18 protein-coding genes and 1 pseudogene are annotated in these 16942 nt (G+C 65.4%); 10 read left to right on the top strand and 9 right to left on the bottom strand.

Translation table 11 applies throughout. The features are described 5' to 3' along the window. Nucleotides 1-42: 42 nt before the first annotated feature. From ACTMVF_RS15935 to ACTMVF_RS15920, 4 genes are all read right to left on the bottom strand, one after another. On the bottom strand, nucleotides 43-240 hold the full coding sequence (locus tag ACTMVF_RS15935) for a helix-turn-helix domain-containing protein (RefSeq protein ID WP_441271675.1): 198 nt from the start codon (nucleotides 238-240) through the stop codon (nucleotides 43-45). A gap of 198 nt (nucleotides 241-438) precedes the next feature. Then, entirely contained in the window at nucleotides 439-645 is a 207-nt protein-coding gene (locus ACTMVF_RS15930) for a hypothetical protein (protein WP_441271674.1), read from the bottom strand. A 435-nt stretch (nucleotides 646-1080) separates the two neighbouring features. Beyond that, complete coding sequence (locus ACTMVF_RS15925; protein WP_441271673.1) at nucleotides 1081-1290, bottom strand: DUF433 domain-containing protein; 210 nt, start codon at nucleotides 1288-1290, stop codon at nucleotides 1081-1083. A gap of 37 nt (nucleotides 1291-1327) precedes the next feature. Further along, nucleotides 1328-2680: a type IV secretory system conjugative DNA transfer family protein gene (locus ACTMVF_RS15920; protein WP_441271672.1), complete on the bottom strand. Its 1353-nt coding sequence runs from the start codon at nucleotides 2678-2680 to the stop codon at nucleotides 1328-1330. Nucleotides 2681-3247: 567 nt separating this feature from the next. On the opposite strand from ACTMVF_RS15920, the gene ACTMVF_RS15915 reads away from it, so the two are divergent. Next, nucleotides 3248-3799: a hypothetical protein gene (locus ACTMVF_RS15915; RefSeq protein ID WP_441271671.1), complete on the top strand. Its 552-nt coding sequence runs from the start codon at nucleotides 3248-3250 to the stop codon at nucleotides 3797-3799. Nucleotides 3800-3819: 20 nt separating this feature from the next. Here the strand turns inward: ACTMVF_RS15915 and ACTMVF_RS15910 are convergent, their stop codons facing one another. Beyond that, nucleotides 3820-5070 carry an NAD(P)/FAD-dependent oxidoreductase gene (locus tag ACTMVF_RS15910; protein ID WP_441271670.1) on the bottom strand — a complete coding sequence of 417 codons (1251 nt, stop codon included), beginning with the start codon at nucleotides 5068-5070 and terminating at the stop codon, nucleotides 3820-3822. 163 nt (nucleotides 5071-5233) lie between these two features. Between ACTMVF_RS15910 and ACTMVF_RS15905 the strand changes: the two genes are divergently transcribed. Beyond that, nucleotides 5234-5674 carry an ATP-binding protein gene (locus ACTMVF_RS15905; protein ID WP_441271669.1) on the top strand — a complete coding sequence of 147 codons (441 nt, stop codon included), beginning with the start codon at nucleotides 5234-5236 and terminating at the stop codon, nucleotides 5672-5674. A 560-nt stretch (nucleotides 5675-6234) separates the two neighbouring features. On the opposite strand, the gene ACTMVF_RS15900 is transcribed toward ACTMVF_RS15905, so the two are convergent. Then, on the bottom strand, nucleotides 6235-6387 hold the full coding sequence (locus ACTMVF_RS15900; protein ID WP_441271668.1) for a hypothetical protein: 153 nt from the start codon (nucleotides 6385-6387) through the stop codon (nucleotides 6235-6237). A 964-nt stretch (nucleotides 6388-7351) separates the two neighbouring features. Between ACTMVF_RS15900 and ACTMVF_RS15895 the strand changes: the two genes are divergently transcribed. The 7 genes and pseudogenes from ACTMVF_RS15895 (at nucleotide 7352) to ACTMVF_RS15865 (ending at nucleotide 12275) form a co-directional block, all read left to right on the top strand. Then, a complete protein-coding gene (locus ACTMVF_RS15895) occupies nucleotides 7352-7651 on the top strand; it encodes a hypothetical protein (protein WP_441271667.1) in 300 nt (99 codons plus the stop codon). Nucleotides 7652-7803: 152 nt separating this feature from the next. Next, nucleotides 7804-7941, top strand: coding sequence for a hypothetical protein (locus tag ACTMVF_RS15890; RefSeq protein WP_441271666.1), 138 nt, complete (start codon nucleotides 7804-7806; stop codon nucleotides 7939-7941). Between the two features lie 66 nt (nucleotides 7942-8007). Beyond that, a complete protein-coding gene (locus ACTMVF_RS15885) occupies nucleotides 8008-9732 on the top strand; it encodes a hydrogenase maturation protein (RefSeq protein WP_441271665.1) in 1725 nt (574 codons plus the stop codon). Continuing rightward, a pseudogene (locus ACTMVF_RS15880) lies at nucleotides 9729-9974 on the top strand (hydrogenase maturation protease); the annotation flags it as partial. The gene ACTMVF_RS15885 and the pseudogene ACTMVF_RS15880, both read left to right, overlap by 4 nt. Before the next feature lie 76 nt (nucleotides 9975-10050). Continuing rightward, entirely contained in the window at nucleotides 10051-10482 is a 432-nt protein-coding gene (locus ACTMVF_RS15875; RefSeq protein WP_441271664.1) for an HIT family protein, read from the top strand. A 373-nt stretch (nucleotides 10483-10855) separates the two neighbouring features. Next, the gene (locus tag ACTMVF_RS15870; protein WP_441271663.1) at nucleotides 10856-11557 is read left to right on the top strand and encodes a hypothetical protein; all 702 of its coding nucleotides are present in this window, start codon (nucleotides 10856-10858) and stop codon (nucleotides 11555-11557) included. Between the two features lie 19 nt (nucleotides 11558-11576). After that, nucleotides 11577-12275, top strand: a complete 699-nt coding sequence (locus ACTMVF_RS15865; RefSeq protein ID WP_441271662.1) for an NUDIX domain-containing protein — start codon at nucleotides 11577-11579, stop codon at nucleotides 12273-12275. 30 nt (nucleotides 12276-12305) lie between these two features. Here the strand turns inward: ACTMVF_RS15865 and ACTMVF_RS15860 are convergent, their stop codons facing one another. After that, entirely contained in the window at nucleotides 12306-13064 is a 759-nt protein-coding gene (locus tag ACTMVF_RS15860) for a TetR/AcrR family transcriptional regulator (RefSeq protein ID WP_441271661.1), read from the bottom strand. A 102-nt stretch (nucleotides 13065-13166) separates the two neighbouring features. On the opposite strand from ACTMVF_RS15860, the gene ACTMVF_RS15855 reads away from it, so the two are divergent. Then, nucleotides 13167-14993: a glycoside hydrolase family 15 protein gene (locus ACTMVF_RS15855; RefSeq protein ID WP_441271660.1), complete on the top strand. Its 1827-nt coding sequence runs from the start codon at nucleotides 13167-13169 to the stop codon at nucleotides 14991-14993. Here ACTMVF_RS15855 and ACTMVF_RS15850 read toward each other — a convergent pair. Together ACTMVF_RS15850 and ACTMVF_RS15845 are read right to left on the bottom strand one after the other, a co-directional pair. Further along, entirely contained in the window at nucleotides 14902-15678 is a 777-nt protein-coding gene (locus ACTMVF_RS15850; RefSeq protein WP_441271659.1) for a class I SAM-dependent methyltransferase, read from the bottom strand. The genes ACTMVF_RS15855 and ACTMVF_RS15850 overlap by 92 nt on opposite strands. Nucleotides 15679-15685: 7 nt before the next feature. Further along, entirely contained in the window at nucleotides 15686-16936 is a 1251-nt protein-coding gene (locus ACTMVF_RS15845) for an aminotransferase class I/II-fold pyridoxal phosphate-dependent enzyme (RefSeq protein ID WP_441271658.1), read from the bottom strand. Nucleotides 16937-16942: the final 6 nt, after the last annotated feature.

Genomic DNA, 16942 nt, shown 5'->3' with positions numbered 1-16942 from the left:
CCGGGGTGATAACAAACCGGTCAGACAACTCTGTGTACCTCCCTACTCTGCTTCGAGATAGCGGATCAACGAAGCCGTGATCACTCGGTACCGAGTACCGAAAGCCACGACCCGAAAGGGCACCTGTTCGCGCTTGATCATTTCGTAGAGGTGTGATCGTGAGATCCCAAGCGCATGAGCTGCCTGGCATACATCAATGGTTGCTGCCCATGATCGAATCTCTGAAAGGGTGGGTCTCATAGAGGATCATCCTCCCCAGACGGCGCCATCGGATCGCGATGGCGACAGAGAGTCAGAGGATGCTCGGCTGCGCAAAAGAGGCTCACCGGCGAGGGTAATCCCAGTTTACGTGAAGTAGCTCACAATGCCTACGGATTCGGACAAAGAGGAAGGAAAAAGCCAAGCAGCACACCTTCTGGCGAGTGGAGCTGGGAGGCATCACCTTCCAAGAAGCTGGCGCCTCACCAACTCCCACCATGAACACCGCTTTGGCAGCCTCTCAAACTGGCCCGAGGGAACCTTGATCACGTCGCGTACGTGATAGTCCCGCTCGACACCAAGCTCACGGGCCTCAACAAATCGGTCTGTTGCTTGCTGCTGTGTCTCAGCCGGCACCCGATACACCCGAATGATCGTGTACTCCATATCCACTCACCTCCTTTCTGCGCCTCTTCGCGCGCAGTCCACAGGGCACATGGTGCACTGGCGAGTCAAGACCGACGCCCGAAGCGTCGCCCGCAGGGAAGTCTTGACGCGGCTGTGGAAGCCATGTGGCAACCTGCGAGAGCGCGAGGAGGCGCAGAGGTGCGCGATACCCCGAAGCCAGGACACAGGCCCGACAGGCCTCACTCACCGGTTCGACCGCTTGGGAACCAAGCCCCATTCCTTTATGGCGGAGCCATCCATCTCTGAGATCCGTTCCGGATCCGCTCAACCGCGTGAGCGGCTCATTGCGACACGGCGGAAGGAAGGTCTGGAAGGAATGCCGCCGCGTCGCCACCTCGGCCCCCCTTGGGGGTGGACTCGGAACCATCACACACTCCGAAGGAGCTGGTCGTAGACCCTGTGTGGTGGAATGACTTAGGCATGGATAGGGCGATCAATATGCTGGAGCGCCTCATCAATGGCTCCGCGCAGATGAGTCACGGGCACCCATGGGTACCACTCGTGCATCTCTTCCAGACTGAGGCCGTCCAGGCGCAATTTGAGAACATGGGCGACGCGGATCCGGGTTCCCTTTATAACGGGGTAGCCGCTAGCCACGCCTGATTTTGATTCGATGTACTTCATAGAGCCTCCTGTTTATACCAAATCGGACATCTAAAAGTCAACGTCCGCTTTTCCGGCTCAGAGTCGAGAAAACCGTTCCGGCGGTAGGGGAGAGCTCTCGATTTTGCGATCTGGGTCGTCGGTGAATCACGGACCGGTTCTGCACGGTGGGAACTGCTGCGGCCTCGATGAACGGAGCTGGCTCGAAGTAGCGATCGAGGTAGTACCGCTCGATTTCGTCCAGGCCGTGAAGTGTGGGAGGGAGCTCGGGGAGTCTCGGTGTGTGGACACGCTGGAGGCGATCGTCTGGGAGGCGGATGAAGGCTTCGCCGACGTCGAGCTGCTGGATCTGCTGGGTCGTGTGCTCCCACTGTTCGGGGAGCGGGTAGTACGTCGGATGCGTACGCTTCTCGGCGGCCTCGTCTGAGACCACGTGCTTGACGGCCTCGGTGTCGACTGTCCCGAAGAGTCGGGCCGAGTACTCCGCATCAGGTCGGCCTGCCTTGAAGATGGCCTCGATGCCGACGTTCTGCAGCGCTCCCTTGAGGCGGTCTGAGGCCTGGCTCCAGTTCTGGTGCGCCATCACGCAGTACAGCTTGTACTTCCGGGTCTCGGACAGCATGCGCGTAAGGCTCTCTTCGCTCTGCGCCATGAACTGTGAGAACTCATCGATCATCAGGACGTGGGGCGTCCGGAGTCGCCGTCCTGCTGCCCGGAGGTTGGCCCGACTCAAGGCGGCCGTCTCCATGCCGACGGTGAGCAGACACCCAAAGAGCCGGCGCGTGTCAGGGGAGGCAACCGACAGGTTGACGATCAGGGACGTACCCGAGTCGATGAGCCGACGGAAGTCCAGGACGTTGTCCTGGTGCCCGAGGGCGTAGCGAAGGATGGGGGAGAGGGTGAGGAGGTCAGCTCGGTTGAGCGTGGACTCCTTCATCACGGGCGCGTCCCGTCCCCACTGATCCATGCGCAGTCGGAAGAAGCGGATCACCTGTGGATCATGGACACGGGTCCGCAGCAGCTCGTTGCGGAAGTGCGTGTCGGTGAGGAGATCGGAGAGGCGCGTGAGGGGGAGGTCTGCTTCCCGCAGGGCCACAACCGAGTGTTTGAGGATGTTCTCGAAAGTCGGGGCGCCGTGGGCCAGCTCCGGCCACGCTCGTCTGGCTGCCTCGGTGACGTGCTCTGCCATCGCGTGGTCGTCGTAGGGCTGGGCCAAGAAGTTGAAGGGGAGGTACCGACCTTCTGCGGCTGCTGCCGGAATGTCCATGTAGACGAGCCGCTGTCGCTGCTCTGGGGTCTCAAGCTGCCCGAGCGCGACGAGGTGAGCAAGGACCAGCTGCGCGAGGTCGCCGTGCGGATCGATGAGGGTGACTGGCTGGCCTGGCCTTCTCGAGAGGCTTAGGACCAGCAACCACGACGGGTGCTGCCTCCGGCTCTGGCTCAGTCGGCTCAGTAGGCGTCTGGACGGCCTCGTGGTTGGTGATGATCTGCGCCGTGTCCTCAACGTCGTCAGGAGGCCCTGCGACGGAGATAGGGCCAGTGTCAACCTGGTACCCCAGCGTCAGTGCGCCATCGGGATGCAGTGCAACCGTTGAGTGCTCGTGCTCCTGGTCCTTCTGCATGAAGACGATGCCTTCGTCTTCGACCTGTGGGAGCGAGCCTCCAAAGAGCTCGATCCTCGCGCCCTTGGTCGTGATGCGCGAGACGCCGGCTTCAGGAAAGGTGTCGAGGCTCAGAAACGCCTTGTCTGAGCGGACTTGGAAGTGCTGCCCCTCGCCATAAGCGGGATCGGTGACCTCCTGGGCCTTGGTCCCTAACGCCTTGGCGACTGCCTGTGTATCAAATGTTGGTCTTGCTCGTTCTGCCATATGAGAACGGATTATACGAGGCAAGAGCAAGGAAAGATGTAAGTTAAATTACACATCGTCAGAAAAAAAGGGCTATACAAAAAAGATTGCAGCGTGTTATGATATCTGACGTGGTGTATCCAAAAGTGGTGACCACGACTTTGATTATGGCCAGGGCAGAGAAAGAGGGTGCAGCGGATATGGGGCGTCTAGTGTCCGAAAAGCCGTATGTATCCGATGACTTCAAGAACAACGTCAAGCAAACGCTGATAGATATTATCAGCGAGAGTGACAACGCGTCAACCCTGGAACGATTTCGACTGGCGTATGAGGAGAGACGGCAACTTCCTTGGCTTGCGGAGAGTGGCGAGTCCCTGGACCCTCAGTCTAGCAATGGCCTTACAAGCGCGATTCGTTCCGCGCTCTCTATGTATGTGCCTCAAAGGGGCTTCCCCAGCCCTGTAGAGACCGGGCAGGATCAACTCAAATCAGGCTGGCGTCAAGAGCTCGTTGAAGCCGCTGAATCGGTTATTGATGATGACCTTAGCATAGCTCTTTTCGAAACGAGCCTCCGCCGCGACGAAGTGCAAACCAAGGAAATCAAGCCTGAAGTGTTGAAGAAGCACCTAGTTGGGGCGATAAATCAGTACTACCTTCGCCGTCACGACGACACATATATTTAAGAGTTGCCTACCCTGTGCGGCTACTCCTCAAAAATCAAGAGCCCACTATTGATATCCTTCTCTAGCGCATACTTTGGCTCGGAAAAGTATAGTTGCTTGGCCGTAGAAAAGCAAGGGTTGCCCACTGCTGTCGTGTCGAGGCTCGAATATGCAGGTCTAGGAAGACGGCAATCCTTCAAAATGTGTTGCGCGCACTTTTCAGCGGCGACTGGCGAAGCGGTGAATTTTCCGGGATAGAGAAGGGCAAGTCTACACTCATCTATATACCATTCCAATCGACGTGTGTCTTGGGGTATCTGACAAGTGTAAAAATGAGCCTTTATTAGGTGACTGCTTACGATATCCAAAAGGCCGGGAAAAAACCTCTGCAGACGGGTAGCGTGTACATCCGTGGTGTCAGAGGGAAGTCCCGTATCGCTAACATCATCGATCACCGTACTTGTCGCAAAGATATTAACCCCCGCCTGCTGACCTTCTGAATCATAAAACGGCACTACAGTTGGAGCATGAGCCACCCCAGGGATCATCAATATCGAAGAAGAGAGCATGCTCTCAGAAGAGTGCAATACCAGAATTGTAGCCTTGAGGAGTGGAGGATGAGTCCGCAGTTCTGGCGCAAAGCGACGCAAGGCTCTGGGTATATATGCACCGCAGGCGAGTACCAGAGCTTGTGAAGAAATTGCCACTGATTTCTTCTCGATAGCTGTCGACCAGGAATCGTTATGATAGGTACATGAAACCGCATCCATGTGTGAGCACTCAAAGCAATGGGCCCCAGCTTTTGCTACGTCGCTGCTGAGGGACGTCAAAAGCTCATGAGTGTCAACTGGGTGGTCCGCTGTAAGTGCAATTGACTGGAATGGAGATCCCTGCAATAGAGGGATTTCTGCTTGAACCCTATGTGCTTCTGTATCGGGTAGGTCTTCTAGTGTAATGCCAACCTCAGAACAGCGCCCCATTGCTTTCGCCAATGCGGTCTCCGTTCTGAAGAGTGCATAACCATCAACAGCGGTTTGAACTGCACCAGGATAAGAGTCTAGGATCTTACCGTAACCTTCCCAGCATGCTTCGGCTGTCAAGGGGCGTTTAACCGCCGCGTAAAAGGCGCCAGACTGGAGCCATCCCTGATTGCGTGTTGAAGCATAACCAGCATTGGGGTTTTCCCCTATAAGTGCACAACGGGCACCCTCAGAGAGCAAATAGTGAGCTAGGAACAACCCAGCCGAACCTGCCCCAAGAATAGTTACGTCAGTCTCACAGGTAGTGCTCATGAGACACTCCGAACCTGCCTGCCTAGCCACACCCCTGCTCTCAAGCATCGCAGCGTAAGAGCAGTCACGCATCTTACGGGCATTGACACCGGCCTCAGGGCAGGATGAGGCTTGAACGTGCACCGCTGGGAGGTCTGCGATGGCCAGTCCCTACCCTCACTCAATGGGCCTGACGTTCCCTGCTTCCAAAGCCGCGACCGTCAGAGCGCGACAACTCACGTCCTACGCCCTCACCTGCTGGGGACTTATCCACCTCCTCAACGACGCGAAGCTCGTCGTGACAGAGCTGGTCGACAACGCGATCAAGGCGGTCTTGCGTTATGAGCCGTCCTTGGCCGAGATAAGTCTGCGGCTCCAAGCAACCGACCACACCCTGATGATCGAGGTCGAAGACCCGCTCACCGAGTGGCTGCCTCCCCGTCTCCACGAAGCCCGAGGGCTCCGACTCATCAGCGCCATGAGCGATGACTGGGGTGTCCGACAGTCCACCACGGGCAAGATCGTCTGGGCCACACTCTCTGATGAACCACCTACCTACCTTGCCGGACCACCGTGGCCGGCTGCTGGGGAACCGTGGCGCAAGCGGAACTCGGGGGCAGGCTAGGGCCGTGTAGATCCACTAGGCAGGCGCTACGCGCCGTATGGATCAAGGAATCAGCGGTACTGGCACCGCTCGTCTACGGGGCTCTGGTGACGCAACAGGCCCCATGTATAAGGGAAAGAGTCGTCTCACACATTTCTCACAGACCGGCTCACGCCATCCCGCCAGGCAAGCCGCTGACCTGGACGTTTACCGGACTCCCTGGACTGTGTGGACGCTCTGACCTTGGGCTCAGCTTCTGGGGGTCAAGGGGTCGCAGGTTCAAATCCTGTCGTCCCGACAACTGTAGGACGTAGTTGTTGCAGGTCAGGGCCTTGGATCACATCGTGTGAGACGAGGCCCTTGATCGTTTGCGGAGGATCGCGTCTCGCGAAATATCCCACGAACGTGGATGATCTTCCCTGCGCTCAGGTGCCTTGATCATGAGAAGAGACCCTGGTGGATGCCAGGGTCTCCTTCTGTGGGACAACGTCCTGCCCGGGTTCTCCGTCCAGGTCGTCATGGTCCTGGTGCGCGCCCCCGGGGGTGAGGGGACTGGCCGAAGCTGCGCACGTACTACCGGATCAAGGCTGGTTCCGGATGTACTTGATGATCATGATGATGAAGCAGGGAAGCCCGAACCCCATCACGACACCCGTGGCGATGGCCTCGAACATCGAAGCATGATCCCTCGTCTGTGCGGCGATCCCGGAGACAAGCCCGGCGATCAGCCCCACACCAGGAGGATGATCATGGCCTCGAACTTCCGGATCTTGTCCGATCCGTTGTGCCCGTTCCCGTTGCTCTGACCGGAACCGGAATCGGCCCCGGAGGTCTGAGGGCCGTTCTGTGTCGCACTCGTGTGCAACCCTTCGTCAGCCGCCTGTGAGGGATGACCTGTCGGATTCGGACGGTGAAGTTGCCCGGCCGCTGTTGCGGCTTCACACCAAGGGCTGCTCGGCCTGGCCATGGCATGACCGTTCCGGCTGCCCGTCTTGCTTGGGTGCTCCATTCGTGCTGTCTTCGCGGGCTGCGGGCGTCCCAGGTAGAGCCTGTGCAGGCGCGTAGAAGGGCGTCAGGTGGGGGGCCAGTCCTTTGGATATGGCGTCGCTCGGCTGCGGGTCAAGGTCGCAGCGAACCTGAAACCGCCGCAGTGATCTGCCGAAGTTGATCGCAAAGGGCGGCTCGACCGCCTGCTAGCAGTGATGCGGCTGCCGCGACTCAGCCTCGGCATCGTCCCTCGGTCCGCGTCGGCGGCGATCTGGCCGGGCAGCTCGTTCTCGATGTTCGACGACAGGCTCGACCCGTGGAGGCCTATTCCGCAGAGCTGTCTGTCTCGCAATCACGAGAGATCGAGCTGTATGCCAAGGTGTTTGCCCTCTTGGAGTAATTGGCGATTTACCGGTCTGCTGTCTGAGGCCTGATCCTCGCTGCGATTCAACACTTCGACAGGATGCCAACCGAATAGGAGGCAACCACTGTGACGCGAGGACGGGCGCATGGCCCTTCGGTCGGCCAACTGGCGCGCTTCGTCGAGTTTACGAAGCGGCTGGCTCTGCAGGGGTCATCAAGACGAGCACCGCGAGATCACATGTCCCGGCGCGTCGCCGGGACATGTCAGGTTTGGTCATATTAACCTCCCGTCACTGTACGGAGTCGATCTCTCGCGGATCGTAACCCCTCACTCCATCGGAGATAAGAATGCACAAGCTTCGTAAGGCTGCCGTCATGCTCGTCGCCATCGGTAGCGTCGGCCTTCTGGGCGCCGGCACCGCTACCGCCCAGGGCCTCGACGGACACGGCGACAAGGGCAAGGGCGGGGACAAGGTCAGCGTCCTGCAGAGCTCCAGCTGCAAGTCGCACGACCTGAACCTCGACATCCTCGGCCAGGTCGGAATCCTCAACGGCCTGCTGGGCAACGCGCTCAACGGCGAGGGCAACGCCGGTGGGCAGGACAAGCACCTGGGCTCGACCATGGGCTGCAACAGCAAGGCGTTCTAGGCGTGGGCTGACAGGTAACTGCTGCTCCGGGTTGGCCGTCCGAGATGTCACGGGCGGCCAACGCTTTATGAGCAGCTCGGCGCACGTTTGCCAAATGGATTCGTGATTTGCGCACCCGACGCTTACTGGCTCGCTTGCCAGCTGTTCTGCCTGTGGGTCGGGTTCGCAACAACGCGGTTCAGCGCAAGCTCGACGCGATCGCCGAGGCCCTGGGGGATGTGTACAAGGGCGAGCAGAGCGAGGCCGTCGACCGGCTGAGGGACGCGATCCGGATGGAGGAAGAGACCTGACCGGGGTGGGCGAAACGCCGCCGTGATCCTTCCCGGGCCCGCGGAAACCGGCGAGCATGGCGTGTCATGAACATTTTGCTCGTCGCCAGTGCGTTCAACAGCCTGTCCCAGCGTGTGTACGCCGAACTGGCGGACCGCGGGCACCGGGTGGACGTCGTCCTCGCCTCGCACGGTCCCGACGCGGTCCGCGCCGCCGTACACGAGACGCGCCCGGAGCTGATCATCGCTCCGATGCTGAAGACGGCGCTCCCCGAGGACGTGTGGCGGAAGCACACCTGCCTCGTCGTGCACCCGGGGCCGCCCGGCGATCGCGGTCCCTCCTCCCTGGACTGGGCCATCGCCGAGGCGGCGCCCCGCTGGGGAGTGACGGTGCTTCAGGCCGAGGCGTCGATGGATGCGGGCGACATCTGGGCGTCCGAGCCGTTCCCGGTGCCGCCGGTGGGCAAGAGCGACCTGTACCGCAACGAGGTCTCCGACGCCGCCACGGCCGCCGTGCTGCTGGCCGTGCAGCGGTATGCCGACGGCTCGTTCAAGCCGTGGCGGCAGAGCGATCCCGAGGTCGGGGTGGTGTGGCGCGACTTCTTCCGGCAGGAACAGCGCAGGATCGACTGGGGGAGGGACAGCACCGATGTGGTGCTGCGCAAGCTGCGCGGGGGTGACTCGCAGCCCGGTGTGCTGGACGAGATCCTAGGCCGGGAGGTGTTCCTGCACGGCGGGCATCCCGAGGACCTGCTGCGCGGACGGCCCGGTGAGCTGCTCGCCACGCGGGCGGGGGCGGTCTGCCGGGCCACCCGGGACGGCGCGGTGTGGATCCCGGAACTGCGCCCTCGCAAGAGCTCCGGCGACCCCGCGCCGTTCCGCCGCCCGGCGGCCTCCGTGCTCGCGTCCTTCGCGGCCGACGCCGCACGCGGCAGTGCCGGCCCGCACCGGCTGCCGGAGGACCCCGCCCCGCTCGAACTGCCCGCAGACCGGCGCACCTGGACCGACATCCGCTACCGACAGCGCGGCGACATCGGTTTCCTGACCTTCTCCTTCCCCGGCGGGGCGATGAGCACCGACCACTGCCGCCGACTGCTCACCGCTTACCGCCACGCCCTCGCCCGCCCCACCTCGGTGCTGGTCCTGGGCGGGACGCGCGACTTCTTCTCCAACGGCATCCACCTGAACGTCATCGAGGCGGCCGCCGACCCGGCCGGTGAGTCCTGGGCGAACCTCAACGCCATGAACGACCTGGTCGAAGCGGTGCTGCGGACCACCGACCGGCTGGTGGTCGCGGCGCTCGGCGGCAACGCGGCGGCCGGCGGCCTGATGCTCGCCCTGGCCGCCGACGAGGTGTGGTGCCGCGCGGGCGCCGTCCTCAACCCGCACTACCGTCGGATGGGCCTGTACGGCTCGGAGTACTGGACGTACACGCTGCCGCGCCGCGTCGGAGTGGAGACGGCCCGGCGGCTGACGAGCGAGGCGCTGCCCGTGAGCGCCGCCACGGGCACCCGGATCGGACTGGTGGACCAGCTGGTGGCAGTCCCGGCACAGGAGTTCGCCGCCGAGACCGAGCGCAGGGCGACCGCCCTCGCCGCCGCCCCGGACCTCGCGCGGCGGATCGCCGCGAAGGCCGCGGCACGGCAGGCGGACGAGGAACGGCGACCGCTCGCGGACCACCGGCGGGCCGAACTCGCCCGTATGCGCGCCATCTTCTTCGACCCGCATGCGCCGTACCACGCCCTGCGGTCGGCCTTCGTCCGCAAGCAGCCGGGCGGCTCCGACCGGCCGCTGAGCGAAGGCGTGCGATGATCCGCCGCGGTGCGGGTCTGCGGGTGGCGGGCGTCGGCAACACCTTCCTCGCGGACGACGCCTTTCGCCCCGAGGCCGCCCGCGCCCTGGAGCGGCGCCCGCTGCCGCCCGAGGTGCGGGTGCGGGACTTCGGCATCCGCGGCCTGGACCTCGCGTACGAACTGCTCGACGGCTACGACATCGCCGTCCTGGTCGACGCGGCCGAACGGGGCCACCCGCCCGGCACGCTGTCCCTGATCGAGTGAGCCGTTCAGGGGAAACGTCGCGGGGCGGTGCGTAGGCTCGCTCCGAGAGCTCTCCCGTCGCGAAGGGGCATGCATGACCACCGTCTTCTCCCGCATCATCGACGGCGAGCTTCCCGCCCGGTTCGTCTGGCAGGACCCGCACGCGACGGCGTTCCTGTCCATCGCCCCGTTGACGCCTGGTCACACCCTTGTCGTGCCCCGGCGCGAGGTCGACCAGTGGACGCAGGTCGACGGTGAACTGCTGGCCCACTGCATGCAGGTGGCCCAGGCGGTCGGCCAGGGTGTGCAGCGGGCCTGGAACGCCCCGCGGGCCGGACTGCTCATCGCCGGTTTCGAGGTGCCCCACCTGCACATTCACGTGGCGCCCATGTGGGGTATGGGCGACCTCGACTTCGCCGACGCCAAGCCGGAGGAGGACATGTCGGCCCTCGACGAGGCGGCGGACAAACTGCGCGCCGCCCTGCGCGACCTCGGCTTCGAGCAGGCCGTGCCGCCGGGGTCCTGAAGGTCTACGACGGCACCGGCTCGTATCGGCGTAGGAGCGACGCGAGGGTCAGGAAGACGTGCGGGTTCAGGAGTCGGGGTCGGCGTGGGTGACCGCCTAGCTGTCCCGGCGGACGCCGGGGATCCGGGCGACGCGTACGCAGGTCTCCGACCGACTTCCCGGCCGAGGACAGCCGTTGCCGGCTGCGCAGCTGGACGAGGCGGCCGGCTGCTGGACCACGAGGGCCGCTGCGGACCCCGCACGGAGCCGGAGGGGCGGTGGATGGCGAGGTCGTTTCACACAGTCCCTCGGATCACCGGCGCTGGTAGGCTCCCGATTTCGATCATGAGCATGGTCATGGTCATGCGGTGAACGGGGATGGAGCGGGGGCTCGATGCGGACGATTCCTATGACGACGACGGCACTGGTGTGGCTGCTCACCGCAGCCGCGCTCACCGGGTGCGGAGCCGGGGGCGGCGGCGCCGAGAAGTCCGCGGCAGACCTGCTCGACGAGGCCAACGACACGATGCGCGCACTGCGTTCCGTGACGGTCGACATGAGCAACACCCCGGACAACGACCGCAACGGCACGGTGACGATGCGCCTGAAGACCGATCTGAAGAACCGGTGCACGGCGAAGACCACCTGGGCCGAGAACGGCAGCCTCGAACAGATCAGGATCGGTGAGACGGACTACGTCCGCCCGGACGAGACGTACCTCGAGAACTGGAGCGGCAGGCCGGTCGCCGACGTCCGGTCGAAGCAGTGGGCGAAGGTACCTGCGGACGAGGCGCAGCCGGGTGACGGACTGGCCGCGTGCACCTGGACGTTCGAGTCGTTCGGCAAGGCGAAGAAGGGTGCGGCCACCCGCGTCGGCGACCGGGATGCGATCGCCGTGCATGTCACGGACAAGGCGGACAAGGAAGGGACGTACACCTTCTACGTGGCCACCGAAGGAAAGCCGCACCTGCTGAGAACCGTCTACAAGGGCGGCGGGAACGTCACCACCACGTCGTTCAGCGGCTTCGACGAGCCGTTGGAGGTCCGGCCGCCCGCGGCGGCGCAGGTGCTGGACAAGGCGGACGTCGAACAGTGAAGGATGGTAGAAGCGGGCCATGACCAACTCGCTTACTCATCAGACCGGTTGCCCGACGACCGCCGGCATCGACACCCCCGACCGCCGTGGCCGCACCGGACTCGACCAGGCCGGCCGGGACCTGACCGGCAATCCCCGCGTCAAGGTGCGGGACGTGCAACTCCTGTCCAGCCACTGGTACGTGGAGCGCACCACGACCTTCGACTTCCAGCACGCCGACGGCACCTGGAGCACCCAGCAGCGCGAGACGCACGACCGCGGCAACGGGGCGACCATGCTGCTGTACGACGCCGAACGGGAAACCGTCCTGCTCACGCGCCAGTTCCGCTTCCCGGTGTACGTCAACGGCCACCCCGACGGCATGCTCGTCGAGACGCCGGGCGGGCTCCTCGACGACGATGACGAGCACCCGGAGATCGCCGTACGGCGCGAGGTGGTGGAGGAGACCGGGCACACCATCGGCGAGGTCCAGCACGTCTTCGACGTCTACATGAGCCCCGGCTCGGTCACCGAACGCGTCAGCTTCTACGCCGCGGCCTACGGCCCCTCGACCCGCACTCATGAGGGCGGTGGCCTGGACGAGGAGGGCGAGGACATCGAGATCGTCGAACTGCCCTTCCGCCGGGCCCTGGAGATGATCCGCACCGGAGAGATCGCCGACGCCAAGACCATCATGTTGCTCCAGTGGGCGGCGCTGGAGGGGCCGTTCGCCCTCTGAGCGCCTCCGCACCGAGGGGCCGCGCCTGCCTCACCGAGCGCCGGCGAAGCGGTCGAGCAACGCGTCCACGCCGGCAGCCAGGCCCTCCGGTCCGCCCCGCTCGGCGAGGATGGGGGCGATCGCTCGGAGCGTGGGCAGTTCCCGGGACGGCATGCGGTGCAATCCCAGACGGAACGCGGGATCCGGCTCGTCGGGGTTGTCGACCATGGCCCGCAGTTCCACGGACACGTATCCGAGGACCCATGCGGTGAAGGCGTGGAAGACGGCGGCGGCATGCTCCTCGTCGAACCCTGCCCCGAGGAGCAAGGCGAGCACCCGCTCATGGTCTCTGAGGACGGCCGGCGTCCTGCGGGCCAGCGGAACCGCCATCATGCGAGTGGAGATCAGCGGCACCACCTGAGGGTGGGCGAGGCAGACCTCATAAGTGGTCAGGGCGATTCGGTGCAGGTCGGCCCGCCACTCGGGCCGCCCGGCACCGGGACCTTCGGCCCGTGGCGTCCTCCCGGGGGATGCCTGGGCGAGACGGTCCTCCAGTTGCAGGTAAAGGGCCTCGACCAGCCCGTCCAGAAGAGCATCCTTGCCGGCCGCATAGCGGTAAAGGGTCATGGCCTCGACGCCGAGTTCGGTTCCCAGGCGGCGCATGCTCAACGCGGAGAGGCCTTCGCGATCGACCAGTTCCAAGGCGGAGGCCAGCACCCGCTCCCGACTGAGCCTGCCGTGCCGCCCGCGGTCACTCGCACGTCGAGCCCGGCCTTCCTCCGGGTCGTTCTTCAATCGCCCTCTCCTCATCGCTCGACCCCATGACTCATGGAGTGATGCCACACGTATACGATGTAAACATATGGGGTATCCTGGAAGTGCGGCAAAGTGCACAACGGCGTACTCCCGATCATGAGTTCCCCCATCGAGGATTACGCCCTCATCAGCGACCTGGAAACCGCCGCCATGGTCGGCAGGGACGGGTCCATCGACTGGCTGTGCCTGCCTCGATTCGACTCGCCCGCCTGTCTGGCTGCGCTGCTGGGCACGCGGGCCAACGGGTTCTGGCGAGTGGCCCCGAGCACGGGCGGGCGCTGTACACGCCGGGCCTACCGGCAGGACACGCTGGTCCTGGAAACCGAGTGGCGCAGCGGGAGCGACACGGTTCGGGTCATGGACTTCATGCCGCCGCGTACGCAGTCACCGTGCGTGGTCCGCGTCATCGAGGGGGTGTCGGGTTCCACGCCCATGCGCAGCGAACTGCGGCTGCGTTTCCACCAGGGCCGTGTCGTGCCCTGGGTCCGGGACGCCGAGTCCCGCACGGTCGCGGTCGCCGGGCCGGACGCCGTCTGGCTGCACGCCAACGGGCCGGCGCGCGTCCCCGATCAGCGGGATTCCACCGTGCTCGACTTCACGGTCCGGGCCGGTCAGCGGCTGGCCCTGACGCTCGTGTGGTCGCCGTCGCACCTGCCGGAGGCGCCCGTTTCGCTGTCCGTACCGGCGGAGACGGCGCTGAAGGAGACCAGTGACTTCTGGCGGCACTGGGCCGCCCAGTGCCGCTACGAGGGACCCTGGCGGGACGCGGTCGTGCGATCCCTCATCACCCTCAAAGCGCTCACCTACGCCCCCACCGGCGGCATCGTCGCGGCGCCGACCACCTCGCTCCCCGGGTGCATCGGTGGGGAGCGCAACTGGGACTACCGGTTCTGCTGGCTGCGCGACTCCACCCTGACTCTGTCCTGCCTGCTGCGCAGCGGCTATCGGGACGAGGCCACGGCATGGCTGGACTGGCTGATGCGGGCCATCGCGGGCGACCCCGCCGATCTGCAGACCGTGTACGGCGTCGGGGGACAGCGGCTCCTGCACGAGACCGAGGCGCCCTGGCTGCCCGGCTACGAGCGATCGCGACCGGTCCGGTTCGGGAACTCGGCGGAGAGCCAGTTCCAGCTGGACGTGTACGGCGAGGTCCTGGACACGCTCTGCCTCTCGCTTCGGGCGGGGATCCCCATGCCGGCCCGTGTGTGGAGCCTGGTGGAGGCACTGATGAGCCACCTCCTTCGGCACTGGCGCGAACCCGATCAAGGACTGTGGCAGATGCGCGGTCCAGGGCGGCAGTTCGTCCATTCCAAGGTCATGGCCTGGGTGGCTGCCGACCGGGCGCTGCGCATGGGGGAGCTGCTCGGCCGGAACGGATCCTCGGACGAGTGGTGGGCTCTGCGGGACGAGGTGCACGGGGAGGTCTGCCGGGAGGGCTGGGACGCACGGCAGGGCTCCTTCGTCCAGTCCTACGGCTCCTCGGCCCTGGACGCCTCGGCCCTGCTGATCCCCAGGCTCGGATTCCTGCCGGCCCGGGACGAGCGGGTACGCGCCACCGTGGGGGCCATACAGCGGCTGAACCACGGCGGGTTCATCCGGCGGTACGACCCCGGGGGGCACGGTGTCCACGATGTGGACGGCATGCGCGGCCCCGAGGGCACGTTCGTGGCGTGCACCCTGTGGTATGCCGACGCCCTCGCCGCCACCGGGCATCCCGGGCAGGCCCGGGAGGTCTTCCAACGGACTCTCGCCATCCGCAACGACGTCGGTCTGCTCGCCGAGCAGTGGGACCCGGACGCGGGCCGTCAACTGGGCAACGCGCCGCAGGCGTTCAGCCACATCGCCCTGGTGGAGACGGCGTTCGCCCTGTCATCAGGACCATCCCCGAGTCGCCGTAGTCCGGGAGCGTCGGGTCGGCGTTGATCCGGGTCACCGAGAGCCGCTCGGTCAGCGGCGCGAACACCTCCCGGACGGCGTCCGGGTCCACGGGGCAGCCCGGCCAGCGTGACTCGCGGCCGATGCGGTACGTCGGCATGTTCTCCATGAACGCCGCCACCAGATACCCGCCCGGGGCGACGCAGCGGGCGAAGAGACGGCAGAACTCGGTGAACTCCGTGAAGTCCTCGGTCGCCCCCTCGGCCACGAAGTGCATCGACGCCAGACCGTACCTGGCGGCCGGCAGGGCCCGGACGTCGCCGTGGACGACACGTACCCGCGACAGTGCCTCCTGGAGGGTCGCCGGAAGGTTCGGGACGTGTCGTCGGCACAGCGCGTAGAAGGGCTGCCAGCTGGGGTCGGGGCCGAGGCGGAGCTGCCCGGTCAGGTAGGCGACGTTGGCCGCTCCCGCCTCCACGGCGTCGACGCGGCGGCCGGCGGAGGCGGCCAGCATGAGGGGGTACAGGTTGGGCCCGGCACCGAACTCCACGGACTGTGCGATGCTCCCGGGCGCCAGCTCCCGGTACAGCTGAGCGTGGTGGGCGATGACCGCCGCGTCGGACGGGTGCAGCTCGCGGTAGTTCTCGGCGAGGTAGTCCTGGACGGGCCAGCTGTCCCAGTCCACGTCGTCGTTGCGGATCGGCACGGCACCGGGGGCCTCGGACGCCGGCATGCCCTGCTCACCCCCTGAGCCCCAGCACGCGCCGCTCGGCCAGAGGGCTCAGCGTGTCGTTGAGCCGGTCGATGTCCTCATCGGAGTTGAGCGCCGTCACCTGGATGCGGAAGCCGACCCGGTCGCGGGGGACGAGCGGGTAGGCCGCGAGGGTCACGTAGATGCCGCGCTCCCACAGGAACCGGGCGACCGCGTCCAGATGGGCCGCGTCGGCGAGCGGGATCTCCACGATCGGGAACTCGCCGACGCCCGGCGTGTTCACGCCGAGGGCGCGGACGTGCCGGAGCACCCGCACGGTCTTGCGGTACAGATCGGCGCGGATCGCGTCCCCCCGGCGGTCGTTCACCGCCAGACCGGCGAGCGCCGTGGCGAGGGAGGCCGTCGGCGAGGGACCGGAGTAGAGATAGGGGCCGGCGGCGGTCTTCAGGTGATCCTTCAGCCGGGAGGGCAGGGCGAGGAAGGCCAGCAGAGACGAGTACGCCTTGGAGAAACCGCCGACGAGCACGATGTCGTCGTAGGTCTCACCCGTGTGCCGGACGACGCTGTTGCCGCGCGATCCGTACGGGCAGGGCTCGGCTGCGGAGCGCTCCCCGATGACACCGAAGCCGTGGGTGTCGTCCACGTACAGCGTCGCGCCCCGGTCCCGGCAGATCCGGGCCAGCACCGGCAGGCCGGGGATGTTCCCGGTCATGCTGTCGACCCCGTCCAGGCACACCAGCCGTGGCCCGTCGTTCGGCAGGGCCCGCAGCATGGCGTCCAGCTCGTCGGGCCGGCCGGCGCGGAAGCGCTGCAGCCGTGCGCCCTGGCCCTGGGCCGACACGCAGCCGTCGTACACGGTCTTGTGCGCCCTGGCCTCGACGAAGACGTGGCCCGTACCGGCGAGGACCGGGATCACCGAGGCGTGGATCAGGGTGGCGGTGGGCAGCAGCAGCGTGTCCGGCGCGCCGAGCAGCGCGGCGAGCCGCTCCTCGATCTCCGGGTAGAGCCGTGGGCTGCCCAGCAGCCGTGACCAGCTGGGGTGCGTCCCCCACCGCCGTACGGCCGGTTCGATCTCCTCGATGACCTCGGGGTCCCAGTCGAAGCCCAGGTAGTTGCAGGACGCGAAGTCGATCAGCCAGTGGCCGCCGCTGCGGATGTGCCGGCCGCGCACCTCGTCCAGCACCGCGTCGCTCATGGGACTGGTCCGCCGCAGGTGGTCGAGGTCGCTCCACCGTGGGTCACGCCGGTCTCCCGGGAGTTCGACGCCGATTGCGTGCATGGTGGT

The organism is Streptomyces sp. SD31 (assembly GCF_052068475.1).
GTDB lineage: Bacteria > Actinomycetota > Actinomycetes > Streptomycetales > Streptomycetaceae > Streptomyces.
The sequence above is the reverse complement of the archived record's forward strand: the minus strand, read 5'-3'. Positions and strand labels throughout refer to the sequence as shown.

Bases quoted from the DNA above. Each gene is read 5' to 3' on its own strand.
- ACTMVF_RS15865 (WP_441271662.1), top strand. From the start codon at position 11,577: ATGACCAACTCGCTTACTCATCAGACCGGTTGCCCGACGACCGCCGGC.
- ACTMVF_RS15845 (WP_441271658.1), bottom strand. From the start codon at position 16,936: ATGCACGCAATCGGCGTCGAACTCCCGGGAGACCGGCGTGACCCACGG.
- ACTMVF_RS15925 (WP_441271673.1), bottom strand. From the start codon at position 1,290: ATGAAGTACATCGAATCAAAATCAGGCGTGGCTAGCGGCTACCCCGTT.
- ACTMVF_RS15905 (WP_441271669.1), top strand. From the start codon at position 5,234: ATGGGCCTGACGTTCCCTGCTTCCAAAGCCGCGACCGTCAGAGCGCGA.
- ACTMVF_RS15860 (WP_441271661.1), bottom strand. From the start codon at position 13,064: ATGAGGAGAGGGCGATTGAAGAACGACCCGGAGGAAGGCCGGGCTCGA.
- ACTMVF_RS15855 (WP_441271660.1), top strand. From the start codon at position 13,167: ATGAGTTCCCCCATCGAGGATTACGCCCTCATCAGCGACCTGGAAACC.
- ACTMVF_RS15850 (WP_441271659.1), bottom strand. From the start codon at position 15,678: ATGCCGGCGTCCGAGGCCCCCGGTGCCGTGCCGATCCGCAACGACGAC.
- ACTMVF_RS15930 (WP_441271674.1), bottom strand. From the start codon at position 645: ATGGAGTACACGATCATTCGGGTGTATCGGGTGCCGGCTGAGACACAG.
- ACTMVF_RS15935 (WP_441271675.1), bottom strand. From the start codon at position 240: ATGAGACCCACCCTTTCAGAGATTCGATCATGGGCAGCAACCATTGAT.
- ACTMVF_RS15895 (WP_441271667.1), top strand. From the start codon at position 7,352: ATGCACAAGCTTCGTAAGGCTGCCGTCATGCTCGTCGCCATCGGTAGC.
- ACTMVF_RS15885 (WP_441271665.1), top strand. From the start codon at position 8,008: ATGAACATTTTGCTCGTCGCCAGTGCGTTCAACAGCCTGTCCCAGCGT.
- ACTMVF_RS15870 (WP_441271663.1), top strand. From the start codon at position 10,856: ATGCGGACGATTCCTATGACGACGACGGCACTGGTGTGGCTGCTCACC.
- ACTMVF_RS15875 (WP_441271664.1), top strand. From the start codon at position 10,051: ATGACCACCGTCTTCTCCCGCATCATCGACGGCGAGCTTCCCGCCCGG.
- ACTMVF_RS15910 (WP_441271670.1), bottom strand. From the start codon at position 5,070: ATGAGCACTACCTGTGAGACTGACGTAACTATTCTTGGGGCAGGTTCG.